We start from the raw sequence: 19,038 nt of genomic DNA, 5'->3' as shown, positions 1-19,038 counted from the left end.
ATTAGCATCTTATGTTTGATAGAACTGTTTTAAATCAGGCAATGTTGTGGCGAATGCTGCAATATTGCTTTTATTTCTTTTGTTATTTATGCAGTTTCTCTACACATGCTGACAGTAACGCCTTTTTGAGTGCTGATCAGGCATTTGTGTTTTCTGCTGAATCAGAAAATGAACACAAGGCTGCACTTTCATGGAAAATTCAGCCGCATTTTTATTTGTATCAACAAAAAATTACGGTGACGCAGGGCAGTCAGCCGCTGACATTAAAGTATCCCGAAGCCGTTGAGCAGCATGATGACAACTTTGGGAAAACACTGGTTTATTTTAATCAGGTTAAAGTCACTATTCCGACTGTACCGAACCAAAAATATACGGTGACATGGCAAGGTTGTGAGCAAGGGCGAATTTGTTATCCTCCTCAAAATATTGAAATACAGACTGATGCAAGCGGTCTTATCAGTATGCAGGATCAAGCAAGGAACAATCAGCCAAGTTTAATGAGCCTTTCACAACAGGCACAGGCCGCTTTGCCATCATCAAGTCAAAGTACCAGTTTGGCAGCACCACAACAGACAGCAACGGATCAGGGTTTAAGTGAACAAGATCAAACATGGTTTACTCGTTTAAATCAGCATTCGTTTGGCTATAGTTTATTGTTATTTCTTGGTTTAGGTTGTCTTCTAGCCTTTACCCCATGTTCATTGCCAATGCTCCCTATCGTGAGCACGTTGCTCATCCGAGAACAGCGTGGTGTAAAAGCATGGCTCATTGCCTTGGTTTTTGTCTGTAGCATGGCTGTGGTTTATGCCGCTTTAGGGATGATGGCTGCTTCGGTAGGATTGAATTTTCAGCGTTGGTTACAACAGCCTGCCATTTTATTTGCATTTAGTGGCTTATTTGTGTTGTTTGCTCTGAATCTATTTGGTCTTTTTGAGCTAAAACTTCCTCATGGAATGACTCACCATCTAGGTCGATTACACGCCATGCAGCAAGGTGGTTCCTTGCTTGGCGCAATGGCGATGGGCATCCTTTCTGCGCTGTTGGTTGGGCCATGTATGACAGCACCACTGGCTGGTGCGTTATTGTTTATTGCTCAGACTCAACAACAATGGCAGGGAGCAGTTTTACTCTTTGTACTGGGTTTTGGAATGGGAATTCCATTACTTCTTGTCAGTGTTTTAGGTACGCGTATATTACCGAGAGCAGGGCAATGGATGCAGTACATCAAGGTTGTTTTTGCTTTCGTTATGCTCGGACTGGCTTTATATTTTGTACGCTCTCTGCTGCCATTTGTTTTATTACAAGTGCTACAAATTGTGCTTTTGCTGAGTTTTACGGCATATCTGATTTATGGTTTGCTCAAACATGTGCGGGGCTTAAAGGTTCTCTATTTAATCCTGCTGTGTAGTCTAATTCCGATATTAGGATATCAACAATATCAAAGCATAGAGAATCAGATTTTCGCTGCAAAAATGGAAAAGCTAAATTGGCACCGTGCCAAAACGGCAGATGAGTTTCAGCAGCTTTTGGCTCAGGCACCTTCAGACCAAGAGATAGTTATTGATGTATACGCCGACTGGTGTACAGCCTGCCAGCCAATTGAACATCAAATTCTGATAAAGCCGGAAGTTCAGCAGGTATTAAAGCCATTTTATTTGATTAAACTGGATTTAAGTGCTTATGATGCCTCACATCAGCACTTGCTCACGCAATGGAATATTTTGGGGCCGCCAACCTATTTATTCTTGGACAAACAACATCAAGAAGTCCGATTTTTACGCTTAACAGGTGCATTTAATACGCAGACCTTAATTGAACAGGCACAAAAACTCGCAAAATTATAAGTCAGACTGAAAAACTTTGACCTGATTACGTCCAGAAAACTTTGCCTGATACAGTGCCTGATCTGCCTGACTTAAAATTTGCTGTGGTGGAAGATCTCCTTCTGCCATGGCAACACCAAGGCTAGCGGTAATAAAAAAATATTGTTGAGTGTCTTGGCTATACATATGCATATGCTCAATTGCATTTTTACATTGCATGGCGGTTTCTTTCGCTACAGCCAAACTGGTGTCTTTTAAAATAAGAATAAATTCTTCTCCACCAAAACGCCCAACCAAGTCATAAGGTTGAGTATGTTCCTTTAATATTTTGGCGACATGAATCAGGACTTGATCCCCTGTGTGATGACCATACCGATCATTCACCTCTTTAAAATGGTCGAGGTCGAGAAGAATGATGCTGTAGTCAGCCAATTCAGACTGATTGAGTTGTTGCAAACAGGTATTAATCGTACGTCGATTTGCAATATTGGTGAGTGGGTCTAGATAACTTAATTTATAGATTAATTGTTCTTGTAAATGTTGCTGTTGGAGCAAAATTTCAAAAATAGCCAGTGAAGTACACAGAATGGGAATAATCAAATAAATAATGATAGAAAGCCAAAATAAATTGGTATATCGAAATTTTTCAATATTAAAAATTGGCCCATAAGGGAGTTCCTGAATAAAAATAAAATAACAACAAATAATAATAAAAATGGTGACTGGAATAAAAAACAAATAAATAAATTTTCGTGGAAGTATGATTCGTCCAATATAAAATAAACAGATATAAATAATCATAGTCGATGGATTTAAAATACCTACAAGATAAATTTCACGACAAAGACTAACTGTTAATAATGCTCCTGATAGAAAAGGAATAATATTTCTAATTCTTTCATTGGTTTGAAATCTAAATGAAATTATAATTAAAGTAATAAAAGTTAAAATAAAGAAAATATTGATTTTAATTTGTTGTTGTAATAAAACTTGATTAGTTAAATAGTCTATTTCTAGAAATTTTGAAAATAGTTTCCAAGATAACCATTGTAAATTTAGAAAAAAACCACAAATTAGAATAAGGATCGATTTTTTAAAAAGACTCCAATTGGATACAGTGTTTTGTGGATTATTTAGAATAAGATTTTTTAAAGATTTATAATAAAAGTTATTCGAAAAAATAGTCATTTGAGTTAAATATCCCCTAAACTCAAAAATAAGAACTTATCCCAAAATGCTTAAAAAATGGATAAAAATTAAGATTGGCTTAATTATAGCCGATTTTAGATAAGCTTTAAAAACTTTAACTGTCGTATCCTATGCTTTTTTCGCATATCAAAGACTGAATTGATAATTTTTTCTTAAAAATCATTTCAATATAAACGAAGAAAGGAGAGATTCCCTTCTAAACTATAAACTTAATCAGATGTTGCTATTTAGATAAGGTTGATCAAAAATAACCGAAATAACATTGTAACATGTTAAGAATTTTAACTTTCTTGTTCTATTCAATCATTTTTTAAATATGAATAGAATATTGTTAATCTTTTACAAGCTTACACTAAGTGGTCACATACCAAAATTGCAAATTTAGTTTGTCTTACGGATACTGGGTATTCGAGAACAAAGTAGATTAGGGAAAATAGATGAAAAAAGTACTCTTAACCTTAGGCCTGTTCGGCGCAGTCATGTGTGCGCATGCTGCTGATCCATTGAATGGTACTGTTTGGAAGACGATTGATGATGAAACAAAACAGCCAAAAGCACTGGTTATGTTTACAGAGCAAAAAAATGGGACGCTTTCAGCATCTATTCAAAAGATTTTGACACCAGATGAAGAACAGGTTTGCACGCACTGTGACGGACCTTATAAAAATAAATCGTTAAAAGGCGTTACGATTGTACATGGCTTAAAAAATGTAGGTGGTAACAAATATGAAAATGGCTCGATTTTAGACCCTAAAAATGGCAAAACATATAGCCTCAAAGGTGAGCTTGCGGGCAATCAGTTAAAACTTCGTGGTTATATCGGGATTGCTGCTTTAGGACGTAACCAGACATGGATACGTGCAAAATAAGCGCTGCTGAACGGTGTGAAGCCCAGTGTGTACTGGGCCTTTTTGTTTTTAGATGCTGAGTTTTTAGATGATTATTGGGTTGATAATGCCTGATATGTAGCTTCGTCAAACCCTGCAATATAACCTGTCGCTGTTTTTAAAATAGGGCGTTTAATCATGCTGGTATTTTGAGTCAATGTTTCAATGAGATTGTCTTCATTTGCAAGCGCATGTTGCTGTTCTGCCTCTGAAAGTTTGCGCCATGTGGTTCCTTTTTTATTGAGCACAACATCTGCACCTAAGGCATCAATCCAGAGTTTTAAGGTTTGTGCATCAATGCCTTGTTTTTTATAGTCATGGAACTGATACGTTAAACCCTGTTGTGTTAGTGCATCAAAGGCTTTTTTCATGGAGTTACAGTTTTTAATGCCATAAATGGTGAACATATCGCATACTCTTATATAGATATCAAAAATGAAATAAACGGCTGAATAAAGATTCAGATATATTGTGATTATAAGAAAGCAAATGAGTTCAGGTAAAATATTTTTGAGGCTTAAAATAGAGAAAACCCGCATTGTATCATCCTGATTATGCGGGTCTCACGTTACAACGTCCACTGTCACATCCTTGAAATAAACTAAAAAACTAGTCTACTTAATTCCATCCTACGGCTTCCAGTCCCTGTGCTGTCATCCTGACATCATCCTTGTGCCGTGGCGCTATAATGCAGCAATTAGATAGGATAAAAAAGCTGTATAAGCGACAATGAATGTAAGATATTGCTACTAATTTAAGAACAAGTGTTCTCTAATTTTCGTTGATTTGATAATCGATAATGACAGGTGCATGGTCGCTAAACCATTGATCTTTGTAGACCCAAGCATTGCGTGTACGCTGTTTCCAGTCTGGTGAACAGGCTTGATAATCAATCCGCCAACCGACATTTTTTGCTCGGGCTTGTCCTCGGTTTGACCACCAAGAGTACAATTCTGCTTCTGGACGTACTTCTCGGAACGTGTCGACATAACCTAAGTCGTTGTAAATATGGTCAAGCCATGCCCGTTCATGAGGCAGACAACCTGACGATTTTTGATTACCCGACCAGTTTTTAATATCGATACGTTTATGTACGATGTTGTAGTCGCCACAGACAATGATGGATTTATTTTCTTCACGCCATTTCTGCAAAATCTTGGCATATTCAGCTAAAAATAAATCTTTACGTGTCTGTGCTTCTTCGCCCGAAGAACCTGATGGCAAGTATAAAGAGGCAATATGAACAGGGTGTGACAGCCCTAAGTCAAATTCGGCACAAATAAAACGTCCTTGTACATCGGCAAGTTCAAACCCTAAACCTTCTTTAACGCTGATGAAGGGTAAACGGCTATAGATTGCAGTGCCTGCATAACCTGCACGTTCTGCCGGGAATAAATGGGTGTACCAGCCTTCAGGTTTAAATTTTTCTGTCCACTGACTATGGGTAATTCTACTTTCCTGCATACAAACTACATCCGCATCGGACTGTTCTAGCCATTCAAGTAGCCCTTTGGTCACAGATGAACGTAAGCCATTTACGTTAATCGAAACGACACGTAGAATTTTTACATCACTTGGATAGTGATCCTTTGGTATCATGCTCAAGTCTTTACCTTAATATCAAAAATCTGGAGCACCTGATGACAACGCCTTCTCAATTTAACCCGCAGGCTTTTATTGAACTTGCCTTATCACGTGGTGTACTTAAATTTGGTGAGTTTACTTTAAAATCGGGGCGCGTGAGTCCTTATTTTTTTAATGCAGGCTTGTTAAACGATGGCGAAGCCTTATCTTTACTGGCTCAGGGGTATGCTGATCAACTTACAAAATGTAACAATGTGGAAGTGATCTTTGGACCTGCCTATAAAGGGATTCCTTTTGTTGCTGCAACGGCTGTGGCACTTTCTCAACTTCACAAGCAAAGTGTACCTTGGGGATTTAACCGTAAAGAAGCCAAAGATCATGGCGAAGGCGGTGTATTGGTGGGTGCATCGGTTCAAGGCAAAAAAGTTTGGATCATTGATGATGTGATTACCGCAGGTACTGCCATTCGTGAAGTGGTTACCATTTTGAAAAATGCAGGCGCAAGTATCGCAGGTGTTTTGGTGGCACTAGACCGTCAGGAACGTGGTCAAGGTGAATTGTCTGCGATTCAGGAAGTGCAAAAAGAACTGGAAATTCCAGTCCATGCACTCATTACCATGAAAGACTTGATGGATTATTTGGATGCTAAAGGCGAAAAAGAAGCTTTAGCCAATATGCAGGCGTATCGTGAAAAATACGGTATCTAAGCGTTAGATGTAGAAAAGGAAGCGGAAAGCTTCCTTTTTTATAATTTAATCAAATGATTGGATTGATCTAATGGCAGCACTGGTAACGTGTGGGTCGAATGATAGTCGTGGGGTGTGAGGATCACGGAAAAACTGTTCCAGTACGCTGAATACTGGAATTTATTATATAAGATTTTGATATAAAATAGAAAAATTAAGTTTTAATTCACCAATTAAGTGGTCTCAATGTTGATTCGTCTTGTTGCTCAAGCCATTCATTAAACAGATTTGTCGTAATGACTGTCCAAATTATTGAGGCAGTTCATTATGTGGGGTTTTTTTTATTGTCTAAAGGTTAGATTTAGTGAGCAGTTCCCATGATTCCAGAGGGCGTCTTGATACGCCAAGAATCTTGGCGAACTGATCTTGTATTTCTTAAGAAATTTCTAATAAGTCGCTTCAAATTTAAGAAAGAGATCATCAATGGCACAGAATAATTCGGTACTATTGAGCATAATGACTAGGGCTGTGAGTTTGGTGTGGTAACTCAACTGATGGCTCTAGTCCTTATGTTTTTCAAGCCAAATTCTTATCCGCGATTCGGGTTACTTTTATGTATAAGAAAAACTCATCTGTCAGCTTGAATATCTGGCTGCTTTTTACACTTTGCCTATCTGGGTGTGTGAGTTATCAAGCTTCGCCACTACCAAATACTACGCAATATCGTGATCTGACGGTTGATCGTGCTTTGCTTAATCCTTTTCCAGTTCTAGCGGCACATCGATTTAATCCAGCCCAAGGTCTGGATGTATTGGACGTTGCAATGTTGGCAGTGAGCAATAATCCTGAACTTCAGCTTGCCCGAAAAGATACAGGCGTTGCTGAAGCTCAAGTATATTCCGCAGGATTACTGCCAGATCCACAATTGAGTTTAGCCCACGATATCCATGTGGCGGCTGGGTCTCAAGCAGCATCTAGTGTCGGTCTGAGTTATGATTTTATTGGTTTATTGACGCATTCTTTAGCCAAAAAACAGGCCAAGGAAAGCTTGCATCAGTCTGAGTTGAAGCTGCTATGGCAAGAGTGGCAGGTGGTAGGTCAAGCACAGCTATTAATGACCCGATTACAAATGCAGCAAAAAACACTCTCAGTGCAGTTGCAAAATCAAGCAATCGCAAAAGATCGAGTGAATCGTATGATGAAAGCGATGCAAACGGCTGGTGTAACGCGTGATCAGGTAAATGCTGATGTAGTCGCTTTACAAGCGATAAGTAGTCGTATTGATGACTTAAAAACAGCACAGCAAGTAGCTCGTCATGATTTAAACGCATTACTAGGTTTAGCCGCAGACACACAACTCAATTTAAAATTTAATGATCAGGATATGACTCAAGAGCCGAAGGTTGTGGATCCTCAACTGATTCATATCGCACTGGATCGTATCAATACGCATCGACCTGACTTATTGGCTTTACGTGCAGGTTATGCCAGTGAGGATGCCAAGCTACGTCAGGCCATCTGGTCTCAATTTCCTTCACTGAATATTGGTTTAACGCAAGCAAAAGACTCATCGGGAATTTCTAGCCAAAGTCTGGGCATTTCACTCAATTTGCCAGTGTTTAACGGTAACCGAGGCAATATTGCTGTGGAAAAAGCCACCCGAGAACGTATGTATGAAGAATATCAGTCACGTTTAAATCAGACGGTATTTGAAGTACAGCGTTTGCAAGCAGAACAGCAGCAGAATGTGGCAATTTGGCAAGCGCGTTACCTTCGCTTAAAGCAGTTGCAGCACGATGTAGAGAAAGCTACTCCAGCACATAAACAACATTTAATTGACGATCAAATTTGGATGACCTTGCAGAACAATATGCTCAACCAAAAGCTGGACTTGCTTAATCTAGAGCAAACAATTCGTGAGCAAGCCGTTGGTTTAAATACTTTATTAGGACTACCCGTACAGCAATCTTCTGGAGTTGCACCATGATTAAACAGAATATTTTTATTTTTGCCATCTTGGTAACGAGTGCCTCGAGTAGTGGATTGGTATTTGCTGATAGTGACGATCAGCCTAAAAAGGCTGTGGAACCTATTGCTTTGGTACAAACTCAGTTTCCTGTTAAAAAATCATTAATGGATACACTGACTGCATATGGCAGTATTCAAAATCCTGTACAGGCTATTTATAACGTCAACTTGCCGCAGGCAGGTCAGATTACAGCGATTTATGTGAGTCCCGGGCAATATGTTCGTAAAGGACAAGCCTTATTGACCATTAAAACTGATCCACAACTCATTATGAACACAACGCAGGCACGATCTGCCGTAGTATTTGCCCAAGGCGAACGACAACGGGTTGCCAGTTTGGTTAATGCACGTCTAGCGACCCAGTCGCAACTTGCTGCTGCTGAGAAAGCTTTAACTGATGCTAAGGCAGCACTACATGCGTTACAACAACAGGGTGGAGCACGCAAAACACAAACTATTTATGCGACCGCTGATGCGCAGGTCAACAGCATGAGTAATCAGGTTGGAGATCATGTGGCTGCGGCAACTACCATTATGCAGTTGGGTAAAACTGCAATGCCACAAGCCGTGATTGGCGTTGCTCCAGATATGCTGAACCGTTTACGGGTAGGTATGCCAGTGAGTATCAGCCCGGCACTTGCTACAGGGCAGACAGAATCTTTGCAAGGGAAAATCCTACGGATTGATGGTGCAATCAACGCGCAGACGGGCCGAGTTGATATTCCTGTCCAACTCAAACATAGTTTATCGGGGCGCTGGCATATTGGTGTTCCAGTTAAAGCCATATTGCAATTAAACAGCTTGCAACAAAAGAATCAGAATGGTTGGGTTGTACCTCGCAATACAGTATTGCAGGATCAACATGGACATTATATTTATCAAGTTAAAAACAATCGTGCGGTGCGTGTACCTGTGCAATTAGGCGTACAAACCAACAAAGAAAGCATGATCTATGGGCGAGTGGACCCGAACATTAAAATTGTGACTCTAGGTAACTATACCTTACAGAATGGCATGCGTGTACGGGAGCAAACCCGATGACTGAACTGCAAACACCAAATGATCAGGATAAGAAAGGTCGTGGCCTCATGCAGTGGATGCAACGGCATTACCGTTCGTTATTGTTTTTAGTCATCATCCTTGGGCTATCGGGGATTGTGGCCGCAATTAAGTTACCTGTTGCGTTATTTCCACATGTAGACTTTCCTCGGGTTGTGGTGTCTCTTGATGCAGGTGATCGTCCTGTTGAAACGATGACGCAAAATATTACCATTCCTGCTGAAAATGCCATTCGACAAGTACCCAATATCAGTAATATTCGCTCGGTGACCACTCGTGGTTCGGCTGAAATTTCTGTCAATTTTGACTGGAATGTTGATATGTTGATGGCAACTTCACAAGTCAATCAGGCGATTGGTCAACTGCTGCCTAATTTACCAGCAGGCGTACAAGTCAATGTACGTCGTATGGATCCAACCGTTTTCCCGATTCTAGCTTATAGCCTGCGTTCCGATACTATGTCGCAATCTCAGTTGCGGGTGCTTGCCTATAAACAATTGCGTCCAATACTAACGACAGTTTCTGGGGTATCGCATGTTGAAGTTGAGGGCGGTACACAAGACGAATATCAGGTGATGGTTGATCCAGCTATTCTGCAAACGATGAATTTGAGCATTGCTGATGTATCTAATGCCTTGGCTGCTGCTAATGTCGTGACGGCTGATGGGCGATTAGAGGATCAGTACAAACTCTTTTTGGTGATTACGAATACACCGCTTAAAAATGAAGATGATATTGGCAATGTCGTGGTGAAATCTGGCCCTGATGGTGTGGTATTACTCAAAGATATTGCCACGATTGCGAAGCATCCCGCACAACAAGTCACACGAGTGAATGCCGATGGTCATGATGCTGTTTTATTGAATATCTATCAGCAACCTACAGGTAATAGCATTCAAATTGTCAAAGATGTGGCAGCGAAATTGGCATCAGCACAATTACCTGCTGGGGTACATTTAACCAGTTGGTATGATCAAAGCCAGTTAGTATCAGCCTCTGCACGTAGTGTATTAGATGCTATTTTGATTGGTATGGCATTGGCGGGTATTGTACTGCTGATTTTTTTACGTAACTTCAAAATTACTTTGATTGCTGTCGTGATGGTGCCATTAACATTGGCGTTGACGACTATTTTGCTCATGTGTCTAAACATGAGTTTTAATATCATGACCTTGGGGGGGATGGCTGCTGCGGTCGGGTTGATTATCGATGATGCTATTGTGATGGTAGAACATTTAGTACGTCGCCTACATGAGCGCGCCATAGTGTTGGGAGATGATCAGCAACCGGATCGAGCACAGGTTCGTCAGGGCATCATGTCTTCAGCACAGGAGTTCTTACATCCATTGGCTGGTTCATCAGCCTCTACCATTGTTATTTTTATTCCATTGGCTTTTTTGACAGGAATTACTGGGGCATTTTTTAAAGCTTTATCTTTGACTATGGCTTCAGGCTTGGTGATTTCCTTTTTGCTGACTTGGTTTGTTGTGCCGATGTTGGCAGATATTTTTCTTAAAGAGAAAGATATTCGTCCACATCAACCAAGTCGTTTTGCCGAGAAAATCATAAGCCGTTACCAGCGATTACTACAGGCATTGATTCGTCGGCCACTGTTAGTACTATTGCTGGTTTTACCTTTATTGGCACTAGGTGGTTTTGCGTTTACCAAAGTTGGTTCGGGCTTTATGCCTGCCATGGACGAGGGTGGTTTTATTTTAGATTACCGCACACCTGCGGGAACATCGCTTACAGAAACAGATCGCTTATTGCATCAGGTTGAACAAATTATTCAGAAGAACCCCAATGTGTTGACCTATTCACGCCGAACTGGCAGTGGCTTGGGTGGTGGTCTGGGTGAGCCAAATAAAGGAGACTTTTTTGTTCGTTTGAAACCGCAACCGCGCGAGCCGATTGATACGGTGATGGAAAATGTCCGTAGTGAGATTGAACAACAAGTACCAGGTGTTGATGTTGAATTGGCTCAATTGATGGAAGATGTAATTGGCGATTTAACAGCCGTACCACAACCGATTGAAGTTAAGCTATTTTCAGATGATGCTGAGCTACTTCAAAAGGTTGCGACTAAAACAGCTACAGCGATTTCTAAAGTAAATGGTGTAGTAGATATCAATCCCGGCATTGTTCCAGCGGGTGATGCTATTGAGATTCATGTCAATGCACCGGCTGCTGCGTTGGCTGGGTTGACTGCAGATATGATTAATCAAGCCGTGCAAGATGCAATGTCAGGTCGGATCGCTACACAAATTGCACAATCTACCAACAGTGTTGGTGAAACCCCGGTCCGTGTCTGGATCCCCGAAGAACAAAGACAGACTTTGTTAGATCTACAAAATCTTACGTTACATTCACCGAATGGTCCAACAGTCCGATTACAGGATGTCGCAACGCTTGAGCATGTTACAGGACAGTCCGAAGTTACGCGTGAGCAAATGCAACGTATGGTTGCGGTAACAGCGCGTATCAGTGGGCGAGATTTAGGGTCGGTTGTTGCAGATGTTGAAAAAGTTGTTAATGCGAAAGGTTTTTTACCTACTCATGTTCGAGTTGAAATGGGGGGGCTATATGCTGAACAGCAAAAGGCATTTAAAGGGTTAATGGTGGTATTTGCTGCCGCTGTTTCTTTAGTTTTCTTACTGTTGCTATTTTTATATGAAAGCTTTCGTGTCGCTTTCTCGATATTACTTATTCCACTGTGCGCTGTATCGAGTGTGTTTATCGGTTTATGGCTAACTGGCATTGAGCTGAATATTTCAGCCATGATGGGTATGACCATGATTCTAGGAATTGTGACAGAAGTGGCTATTTTCTTCTTTTCAGAATATCAACATTTACGTTCTCGGTCTGAACGTAGTGAAGATGAACAACCACAAACTCATTCAGCGCAAATGTTTACCCTGATTGAAGCTGGGAAAAATCGAATGCGTCCTATCGCAATGACGACATTGGCAGCTATTTTAACTTTGCTTCCCTTAGCATTTGCTTTGGGGGAAGGCTCTGCCATGCAACAACCTTTAGCAATTGCTATTATTTCTGGACTGATCGTGCAGTTCCCACTGGTATTGATTGTGATGCCTGTGATTTTTAGTGTGTTATCTAAGCATCAGAAATAAGGTCAAAAGAAAAAGCACATATTCTGTTGATAAGAATATGTGCTTATACCTCAGCTAAGTTAGCTTCATTAAACTGTTTGTAAATCCACGTATTTTGGTAAAACCCCATGGGTAACTTACAAAAGAAGCTTTGGCGAACATGCAAGCGTATCGTGAAAAATACGAATTTAAGTGAAATGGGAGTGGTTGATCTGCTCCCATTTTTTAGATCGCTTTTTAGCGTTCAAGCCGCTTTTAAGTATTGGCAGCTTTTTTAAGTACAGCCGAAATATCAGTATCTTCCTGATAATCTTCATCGACCTCTTTACAAATCACCTGCCCGACAATCACACGCTCACCGTTAAAAGTCATGGTCGGAGAACCATAAAGTTCCCATCCTAAGTTTAGGGCTTTAGTGACTCTAGCGCAAAATTCCGAATCATCAGGTCCAGTGAGATAGCGATAAAGTTTCATGGTATATTTCGCAATAAATAATTTAAGTATAAACACAAATTTCTTTTGATTTTTAAACCTCATCACAAGATTGCGACATTTTTAGGCCACCACCTCAATAAATACTCGTATAATTTTGACATTAACGAAAACATAAAATGGACGGAACAAACGTCCAAATGAGGAAAGGAAATGCGCCTAAATAAAGATACGGTATTGTGTATGTCACTTGCAGCCAAACCCAGCAACTTTGGCACACGATTTCATAACTATCTTTATGAAGCATTGGGTTTAAATTATCTTTATAAAGCGTTTGCACCCACAGATTTGACCCAAGCGATTGCGGGAGTTCGAGGTTTACCTGTGCGCGGCTGTGCGATTTCGATGCCGTACAAAGAACAAGTGATTGCATTGGTCGATGAGCTAGATGCATCTGCACAGGCGATTCAGTCGGTGAATACTATTGTAAATAGCGACGGTGTATTAAAAGCTTATAATACGGATTATATTGCAATCGCTAAACTTATTGAAAAATATAAAATTTCTTCAAATACAAAATTTATTTTAAAAGGCAGTGGCGGGATGGCAAAAGCAGTGGCTTTTGCACTGAAAAATGCAGGCTTTAAAAATGGAACAGTCTGGGCAAAAAACCAGACCGCAGGGCAGGCATTGGCTCAGTCTTGTTGTTTTGCATGGACAGCCGATGCACCTCATAGTGATGCTGAATTGTTGATTAATGCCACACCTGTTGGTATGCAAGGCACAGCATTTTCCAATGATTTAGCCTTTTCAGAACAGATGATTCAATCGGCAAGCATCATTTTTGATGTGGTGGCCTTACCTGCCGATACCCCAATGATTCTCAAAGCAAAATCTTTACAAAAGCAGGTCATTCAAGGCTCGGAAGTATTTGCATTGCAAGCCTTGGAACAATTTTATCTATATACGGGTGTGTATCCATCGCAAGAGGTATTTCAGGCTGCTGCAACATTCTCTAGAGCAGGATAATTATTCCGTTTCATCGACCTTTTGAGTTTGAATGAGCTGATCACATTCTCGGCACTCTAGCAACATCCCTAACTTTTCATTTCGCCCTTGCATGGTTGTCACCCAAGGGCGATTTTGCCAAGGGGGCGTGTGACGGACATGCTGCGTGTGTCCACAGGCCAATTCTGCGACCCAATGTTGTTCTTCATCTTGATGAAACCCAATGATGGCTTGCTGCATAGTGTTCTCTTTTATTCTATTGAAAATAATCCAATCGTCTTTACTGAAATTCCGAAGAAGACAAATGTAATCTTCGTTATACTTTTGAACATCAGAAAAAAGCTAGAGCAAAATATTATGCGCGTACTTGTGGTGATGGATCCAATTGAAAAGGTCAATTTGAAAAAAGACTCGACCATGGCAATGTTGTGGGCAGCAAGTCGCCGTGGACATGAATTAGGCTATGCATTACAGCAAGATTTATATATTGATCAAGGCAAAGCTTACGGTCTGATTTCTCCTTTAAACGTCTTTGAAGATTACAACCATTATTACGAGTTAGGCGAAAAGAAAAAAGAATCTCTTGCGGCTTATGACGTTGTTTTAATGCGTAAAGATCCGCCATTTGACATGAACTTTGTCTACACCACTTATGTGCTAGAACAAGCAGAAAAAGAAGGTGCATGGATTATTAACAAGCCGCAATCCTTACGTGACTGTAATGAAAAGCTATTTGCGACACAGTTCCCACAGCTTCAGGTTCCAACATTGGTGACATCACAGCAAAGTCTGATTCGTGAATTTATCAAAGAATATGGCGATGTGATTGTCAAACCGCTAGATGGTATGGGCGGCATGGGCATTTTCCGTTTATATCAAGATGGTGTGAATATTGGTTCAACCTTGGAAATGCTGACCGAGTTAGGCACGCGTCCAATCATGGCACAGCGTTATATTCCAGAAATTGTCGACGGCGATAAACGGATTTTGATGATTAATGGTGAGCCTGTACCGTACTGTTTGGCACGTATTCCACAAAATGGCGAAGTACGTGGTAACTTGGCTGCGGGTGGTTTAGGCGAGGCACGTCCACTGACTGAAAATGATTTACGCATTGCCAAAGAAATTGGGCCATTTTTACGTGAAAAAGGTCTGGTGTTTGTTGGCTTAGATGTGATTGGTCATTATGTGACTGAAATCAATGTCACGAGCCCGACTTGTATTCGTGAAATTGATACACAATATGGCACATCTATTGCCGATACCTTATTCGATGTGCTAGAACAGGGTAAAGCGAACTGAGCAGATGACTCTCATGCAGTGGAATATTGCTAAAATTAAAAAAGTAATTCAGGACGAGCGCACACAACAAGCGCTCGCTGAATTAAAACGAATGGCTCAACAGCAACCCAAACAGTTGTTGCGTGATAGCCTGACGCTGTTTAGTGAAGCCAAGTGTTTTGATCGTCATAGTTTAATTGGCAACCCTGTATTAAACACATTGGGATTGCATCAGTTTCGTGTTAGAAAAGCGGCAGAACTGGCACAAAAACGCCGTGCAAAATTAGCATCATGTTTAACTGCTGAAGATGTCGCACAATTTCAAAAAAATGGATTCATTTTAAAAGAAAATTATTTACCGACAGATGAATTTGAACAACTCAAACAAGAGTTACTGACTACCGCACTGGAAACTCGGGAAACCTTGCAGGGCGATACCGTGACACGTCGTATGGCACTTGATGAACAGGTGCTTGCTCAGCTGCCTGTTACACGCAAACTATTGCATGGTGCAGCATGGCAATCCTTGTTGAATTATGTGGGAAGTTATAAAGCGCAGCCCATGTACTATGTTCAGGTTATTTTTTCACATGTGTGCAAGGCAAACCCCGATCCGCAGACCAATTTGCATAGCGATACTTTTCACCCTAGTGCCAAAGCATGGTTGTTTTTAACTGATGTAGCCGAAGAGGATGGGCCATTTGTTTATGCGCCCGGGTCACATGTGGTCAATGAAAAACGCCTTGCATGGGAACATGAAAAAGCATTGTCAATGAAGAATGAGAGCGATGTACTTACCCGTCGGGGATCTTTTCGGATTCAGGAAAATGAATTTGATGCTTTAGGATATGAAAAGCCCAAGGCGTTTGCGGTTAAAGCAAATACGTTGGTGGTTGCCGATACTTATGGGTTTCATGCGCGGGGGCAAAGTTCACACCCTTCAACACGTATCGAACTTTGGGCATACGCACGTCGTAATCCATTTTTTCCGTGGACAGGATTAGACGCCTTGAGTCTGCCGTGGGTGAAGTATCGTCTGGTTCCGTTGTATTGGAAAGGGCTCGATTTTTTAGAACAAAAGTATCAGCGTTCGAACCCTTGGAGATCAGTTGGTAAAAAATACGCGACAGATCCTGCGGTAATTCAGACAAAATAATGGTGTAAAAAGCATTGAACAGGTAGATTTTTCAAGGAATTGTGCTCGAAATCATTTTCTTGAATCAATATTTGTTTAAATGACGTGAAAACCATTCACGTGAATGTGACTTTATGATTAAAATAACCCTTGAAATGAAAATAGCGTAGCGCATTGAAGTATAGACAGTGACTCATTCTCAATCTCAGAAAACTAAACATATTTTATTGATGGCAGCAGGTACAGGCGGGCATGTTTTTCCTGCATTGGCTGTTGCGAAACTATTGCAGCAACAAGGGCATCGTGTGTCTTGGCTCGCAACGCCAAATGGCATGGAAAACCGTTTATTACAAAACCAAAATATTCCAATTTATCAAATTGACATTCAGGGTGTGCGAGGCAATGGAGTTGTTCGTAAACTTGTCGCACCATTCAAAATTTTAAAAGCCACTTTAAGTGCGATTCAGTATATGAAACAACAACAGGTTGATGTTGTTGCTGGCTTTGGTGGCTATGTTGCAGGCCCAGGTGGTTTGGCTGCACGCGCGCTGGGTATTCCGATTCTTATTCATGAACAAAATGCAGTAGCAGGATTTACCAATTTACAATTGGCTCGAATTGCCCAAAAAATTTGTCAGGCATTTCCCAATACGTTTCCTGCAAGCGATAAAGTCGTCACAACAGGTAACCCTGTACGCAGGGAAATTAGCGAAATTCTAAGCCCTGCATGGCGTTATCAACAACGCCAACAAGCCAATGCACCCTTGCAAGTCCTGATTGTTGGTGGTTCTTTGGGGGCGAAAGCACTCAATGAACATTTACCTGCGGCATTAAAAGCGCTCAATACGCCACTGAATATTGTGCATCAATGCGGTCAGCAACAACTGGCTGAAACACAGGCACGTTATGTTGGTGCACCAGAAACATTACAGGCGCAGGTTGTGCCTTTTATTGAAGATATGGCACAGGCCTATAGTAATGCTGATTTAATTATTTGCCGTGCGGGTGCACTGACGGTTACAGAAGTCGCAACCGCAGGCGTCGCTGCTGTTTTTATTCCGCTTCCTTCGGCAGTGGATGATCATCAAACAGCAAATGCACGTTTTTTAGAAAATGTGGGCGCTGCCAAAATTTGCCAGCAGTCAACGATTACCCCAGAGTCTTTGCATACGTTATTAACGCCACTCATGAATCGTCAATTGCTTTCAGAAATGGCCGTTAAAGCACGTCAGCATGCCCAAACAGAAGCCACTCAACATGTGGTTAATTTAATTCAAGCATTATAAGTTAGAGTATTGTATGTCACCGACAACCCCTGCCGACCAAGCCAAAAAACTGATTAAAATCCCTGAAATGCGCCGTATTAAACATATTCACTTTGTGGGAATTGGTGGCGCAGGGATGTGTGGCATTGCAGAAGTGTTAAAGAATCAGGGTTATAAAGTTTCTGGTTCAGATATTAAAGCCTCTAAAACCACAGTACATTTAGAAGAAAAAGGCATTAAAGTCTATATCGGGCATAGCGAAGCCAATATTGAAGGGGCAAATGTTATTGTGGTTTCGACTGCAATTGACCATGCAAACCCCGAAGTAAAAGCGGCTTTGGAAAAACGTATTCCTGTTGTTCGTCGTGCAGAAATGTTAGGTGAATTAATGCGTTACCGCCACGGGATTGCGGTTGCAGGCACACATGGTAAAACGACGACGACAAGCTTACTGACCACTATGTTGGCAGAGGAAAACCTTGATCCAACTTATGTGATTGGTGGGTTACTGAACCGTACAGGGGTAAATGCGGCATTAGGTGCGAGTCGTTATATCATTGCTGAAGCCGATGAATCAGATGCGTCATTCTTATTTTTACAACCGATGGCAGCGATTATTACCAATGTCGATGCTGACCATATGGACACCTATGAAGGTAGTTTTGATAAATTAAAAGACACCTTTATTGAGTTTATTCATAATTTGCCTTTCTATGGTTTAGCGGTTGTGTGTGGTGACGATGCCAATATTCGTGAAATCATGCCACGTTTTGGTCGTCCAACTTTGACGTATGGTTTTCAGGAAGATAACGACATTCGTGCGGTAGATGTAGAACAAGATGGTATGCGTTCACATTTCACTGTGCTTCGTAAAGGACGTGAACCATTACGCTTAACCATCAACCAACCAGGGTTACACAATGTGCTTAACGCGTTGGCAGCCATCGGTATTGCAACTGATGAAGGTGTATCGGATGATGCAATTAGCCGAGCACTAGAAGGCTTTAGCGGTGTAGGTCGTCGTTTCCAAGTGCAAGGTGAATTTCCACTTGAAGATGGCAATGTCAAACTGGTCGATGACTACGGGCATCATCCAAAAGAAGTCGAAGCAACGATTAAAGCCGCACGTCAAAGCCATCCAGACCGCCGTTTGGTCATGATGTTCCAGCCACACCGTTTTACACGAACCCGTGACTGTTTCGATGACTTCATTGAAGTACTTTCTCAAGTCGATCAACTTCTGTTACTCGAAGTTTATCCAGCAGGCGAAAAACCAATTGTAGGGGCTGATAGTCGTTCACTGGCACGTAGTATTCGTTTGCGTGGCGCTGTTGATCCTATTCTAATTGACCCTGTAGAAGGGAATTTGGAAAACGTGATTCGACAAGTATTACAACCGAATGACTTGTTATTAACACAAGGTGCAGGTAACGTTGGTGCAATTTCAGTCGAATTGGCTCAAAAACAATTATTTTTAAAATAATTGTTTAAAATGTCATGGTTCAAAAGTAATTAGATCAATTCAAGGATA

The 19,038-nt window shown here is 41.0% G+C and carries 16 protein-coding genes; 11 read left to right on the top strand and 5 right to left on the bottom strand.

Annotation, left to right across the window (positions count from 1 at the left end):
- Positions 1-53 precede the first annotated feature (53 nt).
- Complete coding sequence (gene dsbD / locus ABDV70_RS08945; protein ID WP_343597265.1) at positions 54-1,844, top strand: protein-disulfide reductase DsbD; 1,791 nt, start codon at positions 54-56, stop codon at positions 1,842-1,844.
- Here the strand turns inward: dsbD and ABDV70_RS08940 are convergent.
- Positions 1,839-2,423: a GGDEF domain-containing protein gene (locus ABDV70_RS08940; RefSeq protein ID WP_343597160.1), complete on the bottom strand. Its 585-nt coding sequence runs from the start codon at positions 2,421-2,423 to the stop codon at positions 1,839-1,841. The genes dsbD and ABDV70_RS08940 overlap by 6 nt on opposite strands.
- 1,046 nt (positions 2,424-3,469) lie before the next feature.
- Here ABDV70_RS08940 and ABDV70_RS08935 point away from each other — a divergent pair.
- On the top strand, positions 3,470-3,901 hold the full coding sequence (locus ABDV70_RS08935; RefSeq protein ID WP_343597158.1) for a DUF2147 domain-containing protein: 432 nt from the start codon (positions 3,470-3,472) through the stop codon (positions 3,899-3,901).
- A gap of 71 nt (positions 3,902-3,972) precedes the next feature.
- On the opposite strand, the gene ABDV70_RS08930 is transcribed toward ABDV70_RS08935, so the two are convergent.
- Both ABDV70_RS08930 and ABDV70_RS08925 read right to left on the bottom strand, forming a co-directional pair.
- Positions 3,973-4,326: a Spx/MgsR family RNA polymerase-binding regulatory protein gene (locus tag ABDV70_RS08930; protein ID WP_343597156.1), complete on the bottom strand. Its 354-nt coding sequence runs from the start codon at positions 4,324-4,326 to the stop codon at positions 3,973-3,975.
- A gap of 364 nt (positions 4,327-4,690) precedes the next feature.
- Complete coding sequence (locus tag ABDV70_RS08925) at positions 4,691-5,518, bottom strand: exodeoxyribonuclease III (protein ID WP_343597154.1); 828 nt, start codon at positions 5,516-5,518, stop codon at positions 4,691-4,693.
- 41 nt (positions 5,519-5,559) lie between these two features.
- Here ABDV70_RS08925 and pyrE point away from each other — a divergent pair, with 41 nt between their 5' ends.
- From pyrE to ABDV70_RS08905, 4 genes are all read left to right on the top strand, one after another.
- Complete coding sequence (pyrE, locus tag ABDV70_RS08920; RefSeq protein WP_343597152.1) at positions 5,560-6,210, top strand: orotate phosphoribosyltransferase; 651 nt, start codon at positions 5,560-5,562, stop codon at positions 6,208-6,210.
- A 592-nt stretch (positions 6,211-6,802) separates the two neighbouring features.
- Positions 6,803-8,176, top strand: coding sequence for a TolC family protein (locus ABDV70_RS08915; RefSeq protein ID WP_343597150.1), 1,374 nt, complete (start codon positions 6,803-6,805; stop codon positions 8,174-8,176).
- Complete coding sequence (locus ABDV70_RS08910; protein WP_343597148.1) at positions 8,173-9,258, top strand: efflux RND transporter periplasmic adaptor subunit; 1,086 nt, start codon at positions 8,173-8,175, stop codon at positions 9,256-9,258. Before ABDV70_RS08915 ends, ABDV70_RS08910 begins: the two co-directional genes overlap by 4 nt.
- Positions 9,255-12,407 (top strand): efflux RND transporter permease subunit, encoded by a 3,153-nt coding sequence (locus tag ABDV70_RS08905; protein WP_343597146.1) that lies wholly within the window; start codon positions 9,255-9,257, stop codon positions 12,405-12,407. The genes ABDV70_RS08910 and ABDV70_RS08905 overlap by 4 nt, the downstream gene beginning before the upstream one ends.
- 234 nt (positions 12,408-12,641) lie before the next feature.
- On the opposite strand, the gene ABDV70_RS08900 is transcribed toward ABDV70_RS08905, so the two are convergent.
- Complete coding sequence (locus tag ABDV70_RS08900) at positions 12,642-12,860, bottom strand: DUF1737 domain-containing protein (protein WP_343597144.1); 219 nt, start codon at positions 12,858-12,860, stop codon at positions 12,642-12,644.
- A 171-nt stretch (positions 12,861-13,031) separates the two neighbouring features.
- Here ABDV70_RS08900 and ABDV70_RS08895 point away from each other — a divergent pair, with 171 nt between their 5' ends.
- Positions 13,032-13,847 (top strand): shikimate 5-dehydrogenase, encoded by an 816-nt coding sequence (locus ABDV70_RS08895; protein ID WP_343597142.1) that lies wholly within the window; start codon positions 13,032-13,034, stop codon positions 13,845-13,847.
- On the opposite strand, the gene ABDV70_RS08890 is transcribed toward ABDV70_RS08895, so the two are convergent.
- Positions 13,848-14,066 (bottom strand): DUF3565 domain-containing protein, encoded by a 219-nt coding sequence (locus ABDV70_RS08890; RefSeq protein ID WP_343597140.1) that lies wholly within the window; start codon positions 14,064-14,066, stop codon positions 13,848-13,850.
- Between the two features lie 117 nt (positions 14,067-14,183).
- Between ABDV70_RS08890 and gshB the strand changes: the two genes are divergently transcribed.
- The 4 genes from gshB (at position 14,184) to murC (ending at position 18,990) form a co-directional block, all read left to right on the top strand.
- Entirely contained in the window at positions 14,184-15,128 is a 945-nt protein-coding gene (gene gshB / locus ABDV70_RS08885) for a glutathione synthase (protein ID WP_343597139.1), read from the top strand.
- Between the two features lie 13 nt (positions 15,129-15,141).
- Complete coding sequence (locus ABDV70_RS08880; protein ID WP_343597138.1) at positions 15,142-16,263, top strand: phytanoyl-CoA dioxygenase family protein; 1,122 nt, start codon at positions 15,142-15,144, stop codon at positions 16,261-16,263.
- 167 nt (positions 16,264-16,430) lie between these two features.
- On the top strand, positions 16,431-17,528 hold the full coding sequence (gene murG, locus ABDV70_RS08875) for an undecaprenyldiphospho-muramoylpentapeptide beta-N-acetylglucosaminyltransferase (protein ID WP_343597136.1): 1,098 nt from the start codon (positions 16,431-16,433) through the stop codon (positions 17,526-17,528).
- Positions 17,529-17,541: 13 nt separating this feature from the next.
- Complete coding sequence (gene murC, locus ABDV70_RS08870; RefSeq protein WP_343597134.1) at positions 17,542-18,990, top strand: UDP-N-acetylmuramate--L-alanine ligase; 1,449 nt, start codon at positions 17,542-17,544, stop codon at positions 18,988-18,990.
- Positions 18,991-19,038: the final 48 nt, after the last annotated feature.

It is taken from the genome of Acinetobacter sp. (genome assembly GCF_039596015.1).
In the GTDB taxonomy this organism is placed as follows: Bacteria; Pseudomonadota; Gammaproteobacteria; order Pseudomonadales; family Moraxellaceae; genus Acinetobacter.
Note: the sequence above shows the minus strand (reverse complement) of the source record. Positions and strands in the feature narration are given on the sequence as shown.